The organism is Alteromonas sp. W12, from assembly GCF_001924945.1.
Lineage (GTDB): Bacteria > Pseudomonadota > Gammaproteobacteria > Enterobacterales > Alteromonadaceae > Alteromonas > Alteromonas macleodii.
In genome coordinates, this window is record NZ_LQXH01000001.1 from 227,702 (window position 1) to 243,279 (window position 15,578).

Consider the following 15,578-nt stretch of genomic DNA (forward strand, 5'->3'; position numbering starts at 1 on the left):
TAGACTGATAACGTGAATGCCGCGCTGGTGCAGAGGTATGTGATTTTTCAGTTCGAACGAATTACAAATACCGCTGCAGCCAAAAGACAAAATAGACTAGTGCCAGAAGTAAGATGGGCAGCGTTCGCTTTTGTGTTTTGGTTAGAGCAGATGATTTCGTACGCTTCCATGTCATCATCACCCCCGTTGCAGAAAGCGTTGTTAAACCAACACCAAATACAAACCAAATTAACTTAGTCAAAAGCCCACCGAAGTATCCAAAGTGCAGTGGGTCTGCGTATTCATTGAGGTAGTTAGTCCAGGCCATACTTTTGGGCTCTTGTACGCCAAGAATACGCTGATTGGTTATATCAATATCTACTTTATGCGCGCGCTCACGTAGTAAAGGGTTATTGCCTATACCTGTGAATCGCAGTGCTGCTGTTTCTGAGGTAGGAAATAGTACACCGGTGATCTGCCAGTCCTCAATGGCTTGCGAAGCCTTCTGAAACGCACTGGAAAACTGCGTGATTGATACAGGGTTAACTTGCTCATAATTTGAAATGACGGTGGCCTTTGGTGGGCGAGGTTCAAATCGATTGCCTGCAACTGCGGCACCGAATTCAAATAAATACCACCAACTGGTTATGACAATGACAACGAAAAACCAGAGGCTCCACAGCCCAAGCAGTTTATGAAGGTCGCTCAGTAGTATTCTTGGGCCTTGGTTTAGGCGGAGACGGGTGATGGCGGTTTTCCAGTTTCGGGTTGTTTTTAGGCCCGTATACAGCGAGATAGCAAGAATGAATGCGAAAAAGGTAACCGTTGGTAAGCCAAGATAATTAGGCATAAACAGATAGCGGTGAAAGTCTCGGAAGAACCGCTGAATCGTTAAAATAGGAATATCGCCTGTCACTTCATAGGTGTACTGATCCACGTGGATAAAGCGGTCATGACCATCGGGGAATTCTGCTCTGACACGGTAGGTGAAATTATCATGTCCCATGGTCGAGATGGATTTTATCTTTGCTTGTTCTGCATAGTTAAGCGTAGCCTCATAGATACTGTTCCACTTAACAATTTCATCATCGGCGCTGTCTAGGCTGCTAGGAGGCGTATTAAACGTGCGCATTTCCTCAAACACAAGCCAATCAATTTCATTGGATACCGTAGCAATAGTGCCCGTTGCAACAATAATAAAAAGCACAATTGAGAGCTGAAAACCTACCCACGCGTGCAAGTTGTATAACTTCTTTAGGTACTTTCTTTGCGCGGTTTTATCGTTAGTCATGAAATACTTGTGTAAGGTAAAAGACAAGCCCTGCCTGGTGCAGGGAACATAGTAAAAAGCATGGCGTATAATTGAAAGAAAGAAGGGCTAAGCGCAAGAATTTAACTTAAAAGCGCTACTTATAAACAGAACTCTAAGCAGAATTCATGCGCATAGCCAATCCCGAATTTTAAAAAACGCAGTGTTTACCACTTGTAGGTGAATTCTACAAAACCGTTTCTTGGGTTTCCGGGGAAGTGACCTGTGCGCTCAATAAAGCCTGATTCGGCATACTCTTTATCAAATAGATTATCTATTCTAAATAGTACGCTGTAGTTGTCTACTTCCCAAGTTATCGACGCATCTGCAATGAAATATGACTTCACGTTCTGACCAGACAGGCTCAGTTGGTCGTCAACATAGTTTCCACCAAAGGCAAAGGCGAGATCCCACTCAGGTATTTGGTAACGCGTCCAGAAACCAAATTGATTCTGAGGCGCATTAGCGAAGCGGTCGCCGACACTATTGCTAATACCGCCACCGCCATTATCTGCGGTGATTCTTGCGTCGTTGTATCCATAAGCTACGCTCAAGATCCAATTTGGCGTTATGTCAGTGATAACCTCAACTTCGAATCCGTCACTGGTCACCTCACCCACGGGCGCGACATTATCAATGCCATCGCCTTCAGGGTCTTCGCCGGTAGACTGAAGGAGGTTTTGCCTAGTGATTTGATACACGGCCAATCGCAGTAAGGTGGTTTCATCGAACAGCTCTGCATTCACACCACCTTCAATAATATCTCCGGTAGTTGGTTCAAACGGTCCACCCGCCTGAACTTGCTGATTACTTACCGACTGTGGTTCGTATGAATCTGCCCATTGACCATAAAGTGAAATATTAGCGCTAATTTTATAAATACCACCAACCCTGAAGCTTACGTTTGAATCGTCGAAAATGGCACTAGACGTTTCATCTTCAAACTGGTCGTAGCGCAAACCAGCAACAAAGGTAAACTGCTCCCAAGCGAGTTCATTCAGTACATAGGCACCGTTTCGCGTTTGCTCGGTTGTGCTCAATGGTCTGAATTGTACATTGTAGTTTTCAGACTGCGTTATACCGTAGTTAGGGTTAGTAAGCGTTAGTGGAATGATATCTGATTCAAGTGAAGTCCCGCTTAGATAACGAAGAACGAAATCCTGCTGAAAAGCCGCAGCACCTAAAAGCGCGTCCTCTTCTCCTTTATAAAGGTCAATGCCGAACGCCGTTCTATGGTCTGCACCCAACCACTCACCTGAATATACAAAGTTGGCGCCAAAGCTAATTTGCTCTTGTTCGCGTAACTGATCTCTAAATTCACGGCCGACAAGGTCTATGTTCCCATCTCCATCGCTATCAATAAGAGCACGTGGCTCATGGTAGTTCTGCTCTTGTTCATTATCTATGTAGCGCAAACGTGTATTGTAGCTTACTGCATCGTTAAGCTGTCCTTCTAGAGAGAGCTGAACAGAGTCAGAGCGCAAATTTAGGAAGTCACTGGCTTCATTATGATTCCAGTCTGGATTTGTGAGAAAGTTACCGCTGTCGTCGACGGGCACTCCGCGCAGTCGATTAGCGCCCAAATCCTGTGAGTAATGAGTGTACTGAAGCGTTAGTAGGTGGCCTTGAAGGTCGTATGTATAGCCAGAATCGAAGATAAATACTTCACTGTCGCTGTTGTCTCGATAAGTATCTTGCTGCTCATAAAAAACACCTGCACGGGCGTTTTGGTCGTCATTAATTGCCCCATTTATTTCTGCTGAGCCTCCAAAGCGAGCATGCGAACCAGCAATTATTCTAGCGTTGGCGTCGAATTCTGACGTAGGTTTTTTTGTGACGTAGTTGAACAAGCCACCTGGCGCTCCCGGTCCATAGAGCATTCCGGCAGGGCCCTTTAAAAAGTCTACGCGCTCGATATTAAATAGTTGAGGTACGTTAAAACCTACATAAGGGTCTCCGCGTAAGCCATCGAAGAAGATTTCCTCTTGTCTGAAACCCCTGGCGGTTACACCGGCATAGCTAAATTGGCTAACACCAGCAATGTTACGATAAATATCTTTTGCATTGCGCGCACCCTGATCGCGTATCAAGCTTTCGTTGATTGTAGTGATTTGTTGGGTCGAATTAAGTGGGTCAACACTTAACTTACCTGTAGATGAGTTACCATTGCGATATAGATTGATCGCTCTACTAGTCACTACCACACGCTCTACTTGGTCGGATTTCGCGGGTGATATTTCACGTGTATCCGAAGAGGTTTCAATGTCTTGTGATAAAGCAGGGGAGGTCAACGAAGCAGCTATTAACGCGGCTAAATATTTCATTGCAAAAAAATCCAAGTGTTGTGTGATAAAAAGAGCGTGATGAAAAGCCAATACTTTAGTATAAATGATAACAGTTTTTATTATCGTTTATCTATAGTTGTATGCCATTTGTCGTGTTGTAATCAATATCAGTAAGCGAGAGTTATGGTGTGCAGCAACGTAGATGGATAGGTGTCAATTCGCATCAAAGTAAATTAGACCAATGTAGATGGAAACTTCATTATTTTGGCGTATGGTTATAGAGTAGGTTTGATTTACGACAAAGCAATGTAGATCCACTTTATCTAATATCTGAGTATAAATTTGGCATATTGGAAGGGTGTGTCGCTGGTGTTGAGTCATGACACTTACCAAGGAGTTGGACTGGATTGGGCGTTACTATTTCATGAAAAAAGTACTGTATTTATCACTCGGGTTGTTTTTTACCCTTCTAGGTATTATTGGCGCATTCTTGCCGGTAATGCCAACAACTGTTTTTTTGATAGGTGCGCTTTTTTGTTTTACTCAATCTTCACCGCGCCTTGAAAACTGGTTACTTCAACACCCTAAATATGGCCCCAGTCTTGTTGCGTGGCGAAAACATGGTGCAATTTCGAAAAAAGTGAAATGCATAGCGTGCTGCAGTATGTTGGTGAGCTTTATTCTGGTTTGCCTGTTCGCATCAATGCCTATTCCAGCGTACATAGGCATAGGTCTATTCATGGGAATAGGCGCGTACTTTGTTGTTACGCGCCCCAACGTTCCTGCTGTTTAGCGCCTTTAACGGTTCCTACCTAGTCGCTCGTGACTGCTTACCCATTCATCCGCTACAACAGCAGAACCCAGAGACAGATCGCCACATAGCACCGTCGCGGCAACAATTTCCGCAAACTTGTTAACACTACCTCTTTCTGTGCAGCCAAGTACGCTTAAACATTCATTTTGTGTAGCCAGGCCCGTTCCACCTCCATAGGTAGCAACGATGAGCGATGGAATAGTAACAGAGAAGTAATAGTCACCATTTGGCATAATTTCAGCGTAGGTAAACCCCGCCGACGACTCAGCCACATTAGCGACATCTTGCCCGCAAGCGATGAACATGGCGGTAATGCCGTTAGCGAAGTGGGCGCCGTTATTAACACTACCTGCCATTAGTGCGCCCATATTTGAATACTGGCGCTGTTTAAATAATGCTTCTGGCGGGCAATGCATAATGTCCGTCATAAGTTGTTTTGGCAGGGTTATTTCTGCTACAACGCGCTTTCCGCGAGTATGCAGAGAGTTTAAGTGAGAGTGCTTTTTATCGGTATCAAGATTAGCGGCTAGTACAAAGTGCTCGATAGGACGTGGGTAGTTCGCTTGTATCCACTCACAACCCGCTTTAGTGGCTTTGCTTACCATGTTCTGACCAGCTGCATCACCGCAGGTGAAGTTGAACCTAAGCCAACGAAGCTTAGAGGCAGCATACTGCTCAATATCCCTGAGCTTGCCCACGCTAGTGGTACTATCACAGGCTTGTTTAATGGCTTCAAAGTTTTGCTCGACCCACCTGCCAAATGCGAGTGCTTCACGTGCATCGGAAAACGCGAACATAGGCGCTCGCTGCATAGCATCGTCAATAACGGTGGTCGTTATACCGCCTGCTTCTCTTGTTAGACGCATGCCTCTGCTGTAGCTGGCTGTTAGTGTACCCTCTGTTGTGGCCATTGGAACGTAGAACTCGCCTTTGGCGTGCTCTCCGTTCACTAGCATCGGGCCTGCAAAGCCGATAGGAACCTGTGCAACGCCTGCGAAGTTTTCTATGTTTCCCGACAAGGTTTCGGGCGGAATAGAATAGTGTCCTAAGTGGTTTAGCTGAGTGCCGGTCTCGCGCGCAATAAATTCGCGGCGTGTTCGGCTCATGTCATCGGTATAGTCGTTGTCTGAGGAACGTGGAATTTTAGGCATTGGGCCACTCCTTTTTTTCTTTCATCATAGGAGTGCTGATACCGAATGAGAACTGTTTACAATTTATACATGGGGATAAACGTAGCCTATAAGAAGGACTTCTGAATTAAAAAGGGTATACGCCAGTAAGAGAATGCCAGTGAATATAAAGGAGTATGCTTTGAATGCATGATTTCACAAGGCAAAATTGTGTGAGCTTAATGGCAGACTATGATGTAATGCGCGTCCTACATACAATGGATTTTATGGACGGTCATGCCAGCGACATTTTTCAGACCCTCGCTTTACCTCTTAGCGTTAACTGCATTTTATTCACCCTCTTCTGTGTTACACGCCCATGAAGACAAACACAGCGAACATGACGCTCACGAGGAAGAAAACGTCGAAAAGATAGTAGTTCAGGCTACCCGTTCAGGCCGCATAGCAGACGACCAACCTGTTCGCGTTGAATTGATTAATAGAGAAGAAATTCAAGAGAAAGCCGCGATGCGACCGGGTAACATTTCAATGCTTGTTGCCGAGACTGGCGGTGTCAGAATGCAAACTACATCACCTGCCCTTGGCAGTGCAAATATTCGTTTGCAAGGTCTATATGGCCGTTATACTCAGCTCCTTTCTGATGGGTTACCTCTTTACGGTAACCAATCTGCATCAATAGGCTTACTTCAAATTCCCCCTACAGACTTAGGGCGCGTTGAAATAATCAAAGGTTCCGCATCGTCATTGTATGGTGGCTCAGCACTTGGTGGTGTTATCAACCTTGTCTCTCGTCGCCCAAAAGGTGAGTTTGAAGGAGAAGCGTTGGTAAATTTCACCACCCGTGACGGCCAGGATTTTACAACCTACATGGCTACACCTTTTAGTGACAGCCTAAGCGGCTCTGTGACAGCTGGCGCGCACCATCAAAGTGAAGAAGATATTGATAATGACGGTTGGGCCGATTTAGCGGGTTATGAGCGTTATACGGTAAGACCTCGCGTCTTTTGGGAAGGCGATGATGGCGAGCGTCTATACTTCACAACCGGATATATGACGGAAAACCGACAAGGCGGAACTGTAGGAGATGCGACTGTAGGCATTGGAGAAACGGCAGCTCCTTTTATCCGCGGACTTGAGTCTGAGCGCATCGATAGTGGCCTTGTATTTGAAAAACCGCTTGGCGATACGCTTACCCTTAATTCACGCTTTTCAGCGATGTCACAGGAGCATGAGCATCGATTTGGCAATGAGTTGTCAGGTGTAGAAAATGATCAGCATGAAAGCTACCTCGCTGAAACCAGCTTAGCGGGCTACACCGAAAAGAGTGATTGGCTGGTGGGCGTAGCCTACCAATCTAATATTTATGACTCTGAGACGTTTGCGTCTTTTGACTACAGCTATGAAGTCCCAGGGGTTTTTACTCAAGTGGACTATCAAATAAGTGATGAATTTACAGCGTCAGGGAGTGCACGGTTAGATGACCACAGTGAATACGGTACTCAATTTAGCCCTAGAGTTTCATTCTTATATCGCCCAGGTGATGTCACCATAAGAGGATCGTACGGCGAAGGCTATTTCGCCCCTACGCCGTTTGTTGAGGAAATCGAGGCTGCTGGGTTATCACGCTTACTTCCTGTAGAAGGGCTTAAAGAAGAGCAGGCGCAAACCGCATCATTAGACGTAACCTATCGATTTGATGATATAGAGACAAGCTTTACCCTATTTGGCTCAAATGTAGATAACGTAACGCAATTAGAAGCTGTGGATAGTAGCGATGGCACGCCGTCTACGAATGTACGTTTGGTGAACGCGCAAGGTGAATCAAAAATTCGAGGTTCGGAAGTTTTACTTCGTTATTATTGGGAAGACCTGAAGCTAACAGCGAGCTATCTTTACTTAGACGCCACAGAAGAAGTTCCCGATGCTTCAGGGAGACGAAAGCTTGCGCTAACGCCGCAGCATTCTGCTGGTTTTGTCGCAATGTGGGAGCAGCACGGCAAGTTTATGGTAGGGTTTGAGGCTTATTACACTGGCGTTCAGCGAGTAGACGATAATCCATACATCACGCATACCAAGCCTTATTGGCATTTAGGTTTACTTGGGCAAATAACGACAGGGCGTTACAGCTGGTTCTTAAACTTAGAAAACTTACTTGATGTTCAGCAAACCGATGAGCATCCTTTATTATTGCAGTCACAGACACCAAGTGGACGTTGGACAACCGATATCTGGTCACGCAATGATGGCTTTATTGCCAATGCGGGTGTACGCATTAAATTTGGCGGCTAGGTAAAGCTGATAAGAAAGTGAAAAAGCACTTCCCCGAAACGCACTGACAAGCAAAGGCAACGAGGCAAAAGTGATAAGCTATCGTTGGTAAGGGGAGTGTGTAAAGTAAAGATGGAACGTTAAAGATAACTGAACCACCTTTACTAATCAGGCCGGCTAAGCTTTAGTATTTAGCTTTTCTTGAAGCGCAGCGATCTCTTCTCTGCGTTTTTTGTCTGCTAGTGGGCGATTGGCTTTTTCAGGCGCGTTTTGAGCGCGGGTTAAAAAAGCTTGGGCTTCTTTGTATTCACCTTCGTCGAAAAGGTACTCTGCATAAAAGAAGTTCTGGTCCATGCCATGTGGATTAACTTCAAGGGCACGCTTAAACAATTTTTCAGCTTTCTTGTCACTTCCGAAGCTGACAGGCCAACCTGGTACTTTGTGATAAAGGGCCGCTAAAACGGTTAACGCCGTGCCGTCTAGCACCGTTTCTTCTTTATCAATGGCGCGTTCCAAATTTTCCTTCGCACTTTCAGCAAAGTCTAAGGCGCCTAAACCCCCTTTGGCACTGGCTGTGCTGGATTGAGAAATAGCCAGCCAAGTAAGCGATTCCGCACTATTTCCCGATTGTTCTACGAGCGCTTTAGCTTGCTCAATAAGTTCTGAAAATGCGCTAAGTTGCGCGTCGCCATCTAGTTGATAATTCACTGTTGCCCACTGTTGTTGAAGCTCAAGTAATTCACTGGAAGAGGCTGATACAGGAGATAAAAGCGACGCTGATGTTATGCCTGCAATGAAAAGAGAAGAAAGTCGTTTTTTTAATGTCATGAAAATTCCAAACAAATGAGTTTGATTAAATAAAAAACGCAGCAACACTTTAGTAGGTGTCGCTACGAATAGAAAAGCCTGTGACTAATACTGGATTTGCTTCAGCATATTGATAGCAAGATCGGTGTGTTTATCCCATCGTGCATAGGGTAGGGTGTAATCTATTGATGGATTCGTCAGCATGTGAACTTTGCGCATTTTGCCGTCAGCAATGCGTTGTGCTTTGCGGTGTGCATCAAACCGGTTGAAAATAGTCTCAAGTTCACCAGATTCGAGTACCCTAATCAGGCCAACGCGAAGTCTATTAGCCAAAGCAATGTTGTCGGGCTTTACGAAGAAGTATTCATAATTGGGGTAAAAGAGAAGGTGATGCTTCTCTAAAGTGATAGCTTTCTCAGAATGTCGGGTAAGATCACGGTGTACTTCAATGATATTTCTCGGGAAAGCGTCAACTAGTCCCTTATCTACCATAGAGTACATAGAATGGAACCAAAGGCTCCAATCTTCACCGCTTACGTTATAGCCATTTGCTTTAAGTACATTTAAATCTGGCCAATCTGCGCCTTGAACCATGGTTGATTGCTTTAATGCTTCGCCGGTTTGTTGGGCAAAACTGGCCTGCTCAGAAGGGTTAATCACCAATACGCGATAACCTGAATAACCTTTCAGCAGTGGTAACTTAATGGGCAGAAGACGCTGCTCTCGGTTACTGTTGGTGACACTCCACATTACATCCGCATCGCCCTTTAGCAAAGTAACAAGCTGACGACTCTGACTCATAGGATGGGGGTGAGGGATTAAAGCAACATCACCGTATTCAGGTGTTGCTGCGAAAACTGCATTGAGTACAGCTACGTGATAACTTCCATAATCATCATCGGCAAACGCACGTGTATATACTAACTCCTCAGCATTTACACTGGCCATAAGTAGCGTGTGTAGCATCATCATTGAAGCTACGAAGCGAGACATTTTCATTTTGTTTTTATAACGGTTCCAAATACAACGTTTTGACGTTACCTCAAATCGGTTTCTATGTCATCGGCAGATGATGGAATTTTATCCATATTTTTTGTTCTTAGGGGTTCGCATTTCCTTCAATTCCTGTATAATTCGCGCCCTGCCCAGTTACGCCCACCTTTGGGAAGGTGGAAGAATCAGCCGGCTCGAAGGGGTCATTGTGTTGATTTTAAGGTGATTTCTGGTGTTCAGAAATCAGTAACGACGATATTATTCGGGTGAATTTGAAAATGAAAACTTTTGTTGCTAAGCCAGAAACGGTACAACGTGACTGGTATGTGGTAGACGCCACAGACAAAACTCTAGGCCGTTTGGCTTCTGAAATCGCACTACGCCTTCGTGGTAAGCACAAGCCAGAGTACACACCTCACGTGGACACTGGTGATTACATCGTAGTAATCAATGCTGAGAAAGTTGCGGTAACAGGCCGTAAAGCGCAAGACAAAATGTACTATGCGCACTCTGGTTACCCAGGTGGTCTTAAAGAGACAAACTTTGAAAAACTAATTGCTCACAAGCCAGAAATGGTTATTGAAAAAGCAGTTAAAGGCATGTTGCCAAAAGGCCCTCTAGGTCGCGCAATGTTCCGTAAAATGAAAGTTTACGCAGGTGCAGAGCACAAGCACACCGCACAGCAACCACAAGTTTTGGACATTTAAGGAGCTATTAACATGGCAGATACTCAATACTACGGCACAGGCCGCCGCAAAAGTTCTACTGCTCGTGTGTTCCTACGTCCAGGCACAGGTAGCATTAAAGTAAACCAACGCGCTCTTGACGAGTACTTTGGTCGTGAAACAGAGTGCATGGTTGTTCGTCAGCCACTTGAACTTGTTGAAATGACTGAAAAGTTTGACGTATACATCACTGTTAAAGGTGGTGGTTCTAACGGTCAAGCGGGTGCAATCCGTCACGGTCTTACTCGTGCTCTTATGGAGTATGATGAAGCACTACGTCCAGCACTTCGTAAAGCTGGCTTCGTTACTCGTGACGCACGTCGCGTTGAACGTAAGAAAGTTGGTCTACACAAAGCGCGTAAGCGTCCACAATTCTCAAAGCGTTAATTTTTACGTTTTTTGTATTTGCAAAAACCCGGCTTATGCCGGGTTTTTTATTTTCTAAAGGCAGAAAAGATGGAGGGTTTTGGTTTAAGCTGCGTATAAGTACTTATTGAAATTCAACTATGTCGAAAATGTGAAAGTAGTTTACCTCAAAGCCCAGCCGCCAGTAACGGTCTCAGAACAAGACGACAATTCCTCACTGTATGCGTTAGTGCGAGAGCATGAGTCTGCGCTTCGTCGATTTATTCGCGTTCGTGCTCGGGCTAGCACGCATGAAATCGAAGACATTTTACAAGAAATGTACGCAAAGCTATTCTCAATGGAAGGACTGGCGGCTAAGTCAGAAGAGCGACAAGATACTTTTCGAAGCTTTCTTTTCACCGTTGTTGCCAACTTGATTATTGACCGAGAACGAAGAGCAAAAGTTCGAGCACGTGATGCGCATGAAAGTTTTTCAGAAGCTGACCATGGGAAAAAAGACCACGGGCCAGAAAAACAGGCTGGAATATTCGAAAAACTCTCGGAAATTGAGCACGTTTTAAATGGTATCAACCCTTACCATAAATCAGCCTTTATACTATGTCGTGTAGAGGGGAAATCCTATCGTGAAATTAGTGATACGTTAGGTGTATCCGTTAGCACAGTAGAAAAATACATAGCAGCGGCGCTGACTGCAATCAGAAATAAGGTTTTAGACTAATGAGTTCTGAGCTAAATAGGCAAAATTTAATCAGTCAGCAGGCAAGTGAATATGTAACCCGCTTGTATAGCGGAGAACTAACAGCCAAAGAAGAGACAGAAATTACTACTTGGTGTGAAGCGAGTAATGATAATCAGGCTGCGTTCGAACAAGCATTAGCAATATGGGAAGCTGCTCCTGAATTACCTCAAAAAAGTAGTTGGCGAGATAAGCTTGAAAGACGCTTTTATCACTTTAGATATATTGCAGCCAGTTTATTTTTGGTCACTGCATGTTTATTTTTATTTTTGAAAAGTGAAGATACAGTACTTGAACATTCATTGAATCTTGTTCAGCACTACGCAACCGCAATTGGCGAGGTTAGCAATATAGGTCTTTCCGACGGTTCTCAAATTACCTTAAACACGGCGACTGAAGTTAAAGTCAATTTCACGCCTAATAGAAGAGAGTTATGGCTAGAAAAAGGGGAAGCTTTTTTTGATATTGCTAAAGATAAATCTAGACCCTTTCTTATTTATACTAACTCTAAGATTGTTAGAGTTGTAGGGACTAAATTCAATATAAAGCTATCTGAGAGCGGATTCGACATTTCTGTAGCTGAAGGTATTGTTGCTGTCGAAAGTGAAAATCCGCTCATAAGCCTACCCGATCAAGCGCCTCTTTATCTTGAGGCAGGAGCCGTCGCTTCTTTTAAAGCGTCTAGTTCACTTATTACAAAGCAAAATGAAGAAAAAGTTGAAAAAGCGCATAGCTGGCGTTCTGGATATTTACGTTTCGACGACGAACAATTAGAGAATGTAATTGATAACTTTAATCGTTATAGAAGCAAAAAAATTACAATTGATGCGAGTGCGGCAAACCTCAAAATTAGCGGTGTGTTTAAACTAACAGATGGCGATGCGATTTTGACAGCGTTGGAAGCAACGTTGCCGATAAAAATAGAAGAAACTGAAAAAAATATAAAAATAGTGAAAAAATAGCGGAGGCTTTTAATTCTGGCTGCGTATTAATCAAAGGACGCATAATAAATATACAAGGAGCAGCCATGATGTTGCCAAAAACAACAAGTACACTCGCACTTTGCATTGCGCTAGCAATATCGAACGGCGCGAACGCAAAAACAATAGAAGGCCTGTCCATAGAAGCCACCACACTCGATAATGCATTGTTGCTATTGGCAGAAAAGAGTGAAATTCAAATACTGTTTTCAGACGAAAAAATTAAGAGAACGTCTGTCTCTGGTATATCGGGTGACATGAGTGTTGAGGATGCGCTTTCGCAACTGCTTAAAGATAGTGATTACATCTATAAAAAGACGTCCGATAGTACGTTTATTGTTGTACCTCAAAACATTTCGCCTAACACCCCAGCGAAGAAACAAAGTAGCGATGGGTCACCAAACGAGCCCCTCAACCAAGAAGCCAGTATTGAGAGAGTCCAAGTAACGGGATCTAATATTCGTGGAATGCAAGACACTGGAGCGCTTCCAGTTACTACGATGTCTTCTGAAGACATTGATGGTCTCGGCTTAACCAGTGGCGCTGAAATTCTTGCCGAACTACCCCAACAAGGCGCTGTAAATTTTAATAGCGAGCGAGTTGTTGGTGGCGTCAATGACGCCCGTGGCGATGTATCATCTGTGAACCTTAGAGGAGTAGGGACGGGCTACACTCTTACTTTATTAAACGGTCGCCGTCTTGTATTACATCCAGGCACCCAAGCTGAAAATTTAGTTCCTGTAACAACCGTTAATTCTAACACGCTTCCAGTTAAAGGTTTGAAGCGAGTAGAGGTCTTAAGAGACGGTGCCGCAGCCATTTACGGTACAGATGCAATTTCTGGCGTTGTTAACTACGTTCTCGATGAAAAGTATGTCGGTGCGGAAGTTCAGGCGCAATACGGGAGTAGCCAAGGTACTGGTAGAGACCAGGTAAATCTTTCTGGTGCAGCTGGGTGGTTATTCAATGACAACAGTACCCATGTAACTTTTAGTGGGGGGTATTACCATAGAGATATGGTAATGGCTAATGAGCGAGATTACTCCGCGACATCAGATTTGCGTGATTACTCAGAAGTTCCTGAAGATTTTGTCGGAGATACACAATTAGATAACCGCACGACGGTAACTCCTTGGGGAGAGTTTTCATCAGACTCACTGGGAACCTTTCATATTCAGCCTTCCTCTTTCGGTGAATGTGCTGCAGTGGTGAATAACAATATATGCGCCGCCTCAGGGTCCACTCCTAGAGATCTTCGTTTTGACTCAAATAGTCAACGTAGCTTAAGTTCAGAAGTTGATAGGTTAAATTTATACACCCTTGTCAATCATTACTTGAACGATGATGTAGAAATCTATGCAGAAGCGCTTTATTACTCAGCAACTGCAAAGCGTATTCGGGAACAATCGGGAAATTTAACAGCTCAACGGTTTACAGTGTCTGCTGATGCATTTTACAACCCATTTGGAGAAGAGGTTACTGTTCGTCGATACCGTCCAATAGATACTGGACCAAGAAATGTAAAAGTGGATGATTATAGCTATCGCCTCTTAGCAGGTACACGAGGCTATTTAGGAAGCTGGGATTTTGATTCAGCAGTATTGTACTCAAAAGCGAACACACTTGATTCTGCAAATCGGATTAACACGAGCCTTTTTCAAGAAGCAGTAAATAGCACTGATGAATCAACAGCGTACAACATTTTTAGTGGCGCAAGTTTAAGCGACCCTAACTCCGTAGATGATACTGATGTCCCTCAGAGTGTAATTGAAAGTTTTATGATAAATGTTGAGCGCGAATCTGAAACTGAGCTTGCTTCGATCGATGCCAAAGTTTCCAGACCAGATTTATTTTCTATGCCAGCTGGCGAAGTTGGATTTGCCGCAGGAGTGGAATATCGCTATGAAAGCTTTTTTGATAAACGTAGTGACGACTTGAATGGCACGTTGTTTTTTACTGATCTGGTAGGCCTAACATCCACAGAGATTGCAAGTCAGGTGCTGGGCAGTAGTCCTACGCCGGATGCAAGCGGGAGCCGCAACGTTGTATCCGCTTTTGCAGAATTTGCGATTCCACTAATCGCTGATTTACCTCTAATTGAGAGCTTAGATTTGCAGGTTGCAGGGCGCTATGAAGATTTTTCTGATGTAGGGAGCGTTTTTAAACCTAAGTTTGCTCTAGCATGGAGAGTCAACGAGAACGCGCTATTTCGAGGTGCGTATTCTGGCGGCTTCAAAGCGCCAGGGTTACCGCAAGTTACCGCAGTTGATGTTGCAAGATCAAATACGCGAGTAGATCCAGTCACTCAAAGTAATAGAGGTACTTTAGAGCTAAGAAATGGAAGTGACACGCTGAGTCCCGAAGAAAGTGAAAATTATTCGTTTGGCGTAGTCATTACACCAACTGAGAACTTGACGTTCACTCTCGATTGGTGGGAAATAAAGCAGGAGAACACAGTAGGGATTTTAAATAGCCAAACTCAAATTCTCTACGATGCATTGCTTCGGTCTCAAGGAAGCCAAAACGATAACGTAGTGCGTGACGAGAACGGTGAGATATTGTTTGTTCGTAATGACTATACAAACCTCCTCCCCCGAGAAATATCTGGTATCGACTACAGTATTGATTACAGATTGGAAACAGATATCGGAAAATTCTCAATCAACTTAAATGCAGCAAATTTGAAGAAGTTTGATCAGGGCTCTGACTCTGTTACAGATATTGTTGTTGCAGCTCAAAACGAAGGGAATGAAGCACTTTTGTATGAGGGTGAACTAGTTTCTATTTTCGGGAGTGATGGCTCTCTAATAAGGCAAAATGAACGCCCAAAATGGCGAGCTAACCTTGCTTTAACTTATTCACTAGGTGCAGTAAGAGCGGGATTGAAGTATCGGTTCGTAAGTGATGTCGAAGATACAAGCCTGAATTACACCAATGGTGAAGGTGAGTTAGTTACTTATGTGTTAGATGATTGGTCGACGATTGATGCTTTTTTGAGTTTTACATTAAGTGAGGATTCACTTCTTACTGGTACCACTAAGATAACCTTAGGTATGCGAAATTTAACTAACGAAGAACCGCCTTTTTCAGACGAGACATTCGGTTTCAATAGTGCGTTGCATTCATCAATGGGAAGATACACTTATGTAACTCTAAATCATAAGTTCTAACCTGCGTTCATTCTAA

General features: G+C 44.0%; 12 protein-coding genes. 7 read left to right on the top strand and 5 right to left on the bottom strand.

The annotated features are described in order from the left end of the window. Positions 1-61 precede the first annotated feature (61 nt). Both AWH61_RS00940 and AWH61_RS00945 read right to left on the bottom strand, forming a co-directional pair. Positions 62-1,270: a PepSY-associated TM helix domain-containing protein gene (locus AWH61_RS00940; RefSeq protein ID WP_075176002.1), complete on the bottom strand. Its 1,209-nt coding sequence runs from the start codon at positions 1,268-1,270 to the stop codon at positions 62-64. A gap of 185 nt (positions 1,271-1,455) precedes the next feature. Beyond that, a complete protein-coding gene (locus tag AWH61_RS00945) occupies positions 1,456-3,612 on the bottom strand; it encodes a TonB-dependent siderophore receptor (protein WP_075176003.1) in 2,157 nt (718 codons plus the stop codon). 385 nt (positions 3,613-3,997) lie between these two features. On the opposite strand from AWH61_RS00945, the gene AWH61_RS00950 reads away from it, so the two are divergent. Continuing rightward, positions 3,998-4,366, top strand: coding sequence for a YbaN family protein (locus tag AWH61_RS00950; protein WP_039224923.1), 369 nt, complete (start codon positions 3,998-4,000; stop codon positions 4,364-4,366). A gap of 5 nt (positions 4,367-4,371) precedes the next feature. On the opposite strand, the gene AWH61_RS00955 is transcribed toward AWH61_RS00950, so the two are convergent. After that, the gene (locus AWH61_RS00955; protein ID WP_075176004.1) at positions 4,372-5,538 is read right to left on the bottom strand and encodes a hydroxymethylglutaryl-CoA reductase; all 1,167 of its coding nucleotides are present in this window, start codon (positions 5,536-5,538) and stop codon (positions 4,372-4,374) included. 255 nt (positions 5,539-5,793) lie between these two features. Between AWH61_RS00955 and AWH61_RS00960 the strand changes: the two genes are divergently transcribed. Further along, a complete protein-coding gene (locus AWH61_RS00960; protein WP_075176005.1) occupies positions 5,794-7,806 on the top strand; it encodes a TonB-dependent receptor plug domain-containing protein in 2,013 nt (670 codons plus the stop codon). A gap of 156 nt (positions 7,807-7,962) precedes the next feature. Here AWH61_RS00960 and AWH61_RS00965 read toward each other — a convergent pair whose 3' ends face one another. Together AWH61_RS00965 and AWH61_RS00970 are read right to left on the bottom strand one after the other, a co-directional pair. After that, positions 7,963-8,613: a tetratricopeptide repeat protein gene (locus AWH61_RS00965; protein ID WP_039224927.1), complete on the bottom strand. Its 651-nt coding sequence runs from the start codon at positions 8,611-8,613 to the stop codon at positions 7,963-7,965. An 84-nt stretch (positions 8,614-8,697) separates the two neighbouring features. Then, the gene (locus AWH61_RS00970) at positions 8,698-9,585 is read right to left on the bottom strand and encodes a transporter substrate-binding domain-containing protein (RefSeq protein ID WP_249922582.1); all 888 of its coding nucleotides are present in this window, start codon (positions 9,583-9,585) and stop codon (positions 8,698-8,700) included. A 278-nt stretch (positions 9,586-9,863) separates the two neighbouring features. Between AWH61_RS00970 and rplM the strand changes: the two genes are divergently transcribed. The 5 genes from rplM to AWH61_RS00995 all read left to right on the top strand — a co-directional run bounded on the left by rplM (position 9,864) and on the right by AWH61_RS00995 (position 15,562). Continuing rightward, positions 9,864-10,292, top strand: a complete 429-nt coding sequence (gene rplM, locus AWH61_RS00975) for a 50S ribosomal protein L13 (protein ID WP_014948329.1) — start codon at positions 9,864-9,866, stop codon at positions 10,290-10,292. 12 nt (positions 10,293-10,304) lie between these two features. After that, positions 10,305-10,697, top strand: coding sequence for a 30S ribosomal protein S9 (gene rpsI, locus AWH61_RS00980; protein ID WP_014948330.1), 393 nt, complete (start codon positions 10,305-10,307; stop codon positions 10,695-10,697). A gap of 130 nt (positions 10,698-10,827) precedes the next feature. Continuing rightward, positions 10,828-11,394 carry an RNA polymerase sigma factor gene (locus AWH61_RS00985; RefSeq protein ID WP_075176633.1) on the top strand — a complete coding sequence of 189 codons (567 nt, stop codon included), beginning with the start codon at positions 10,828-10,830 and terminating at the stop codon, positions 11,392-11,394. After that, positions 11,394-12,374 carry a FecR family protein gene (locus AWH61_RS00990; protein WP_075176007.1) on the top strand — a complete coding sequence of 327 codons (981 nt, stop codon included), beginning with the start codon at positions 11,394-11,396 and terminating at the stop codon, positions 12,372-12,374. Before AWH61_RS00985 ends, AWH61_RS00990 begins: the two co-directional genes overlap by 1 nt. A gap of 68 nt (positions 12,375-12,442) precedes the next feature. Continuing rightward, on the top strand, positions 12,443-15,562 hold the full coding sequence (locus tag AWH61_RS00995) for a TonB-dependent receptor (protein WP_083605878.1): 3,120 nt from the start codon (positions 12,443-12,445) through the stop codon (positions 15,560-15,562). The last annotated feature ends 16 nt before the right edge of the window (positions 15,563-15,578 follow it).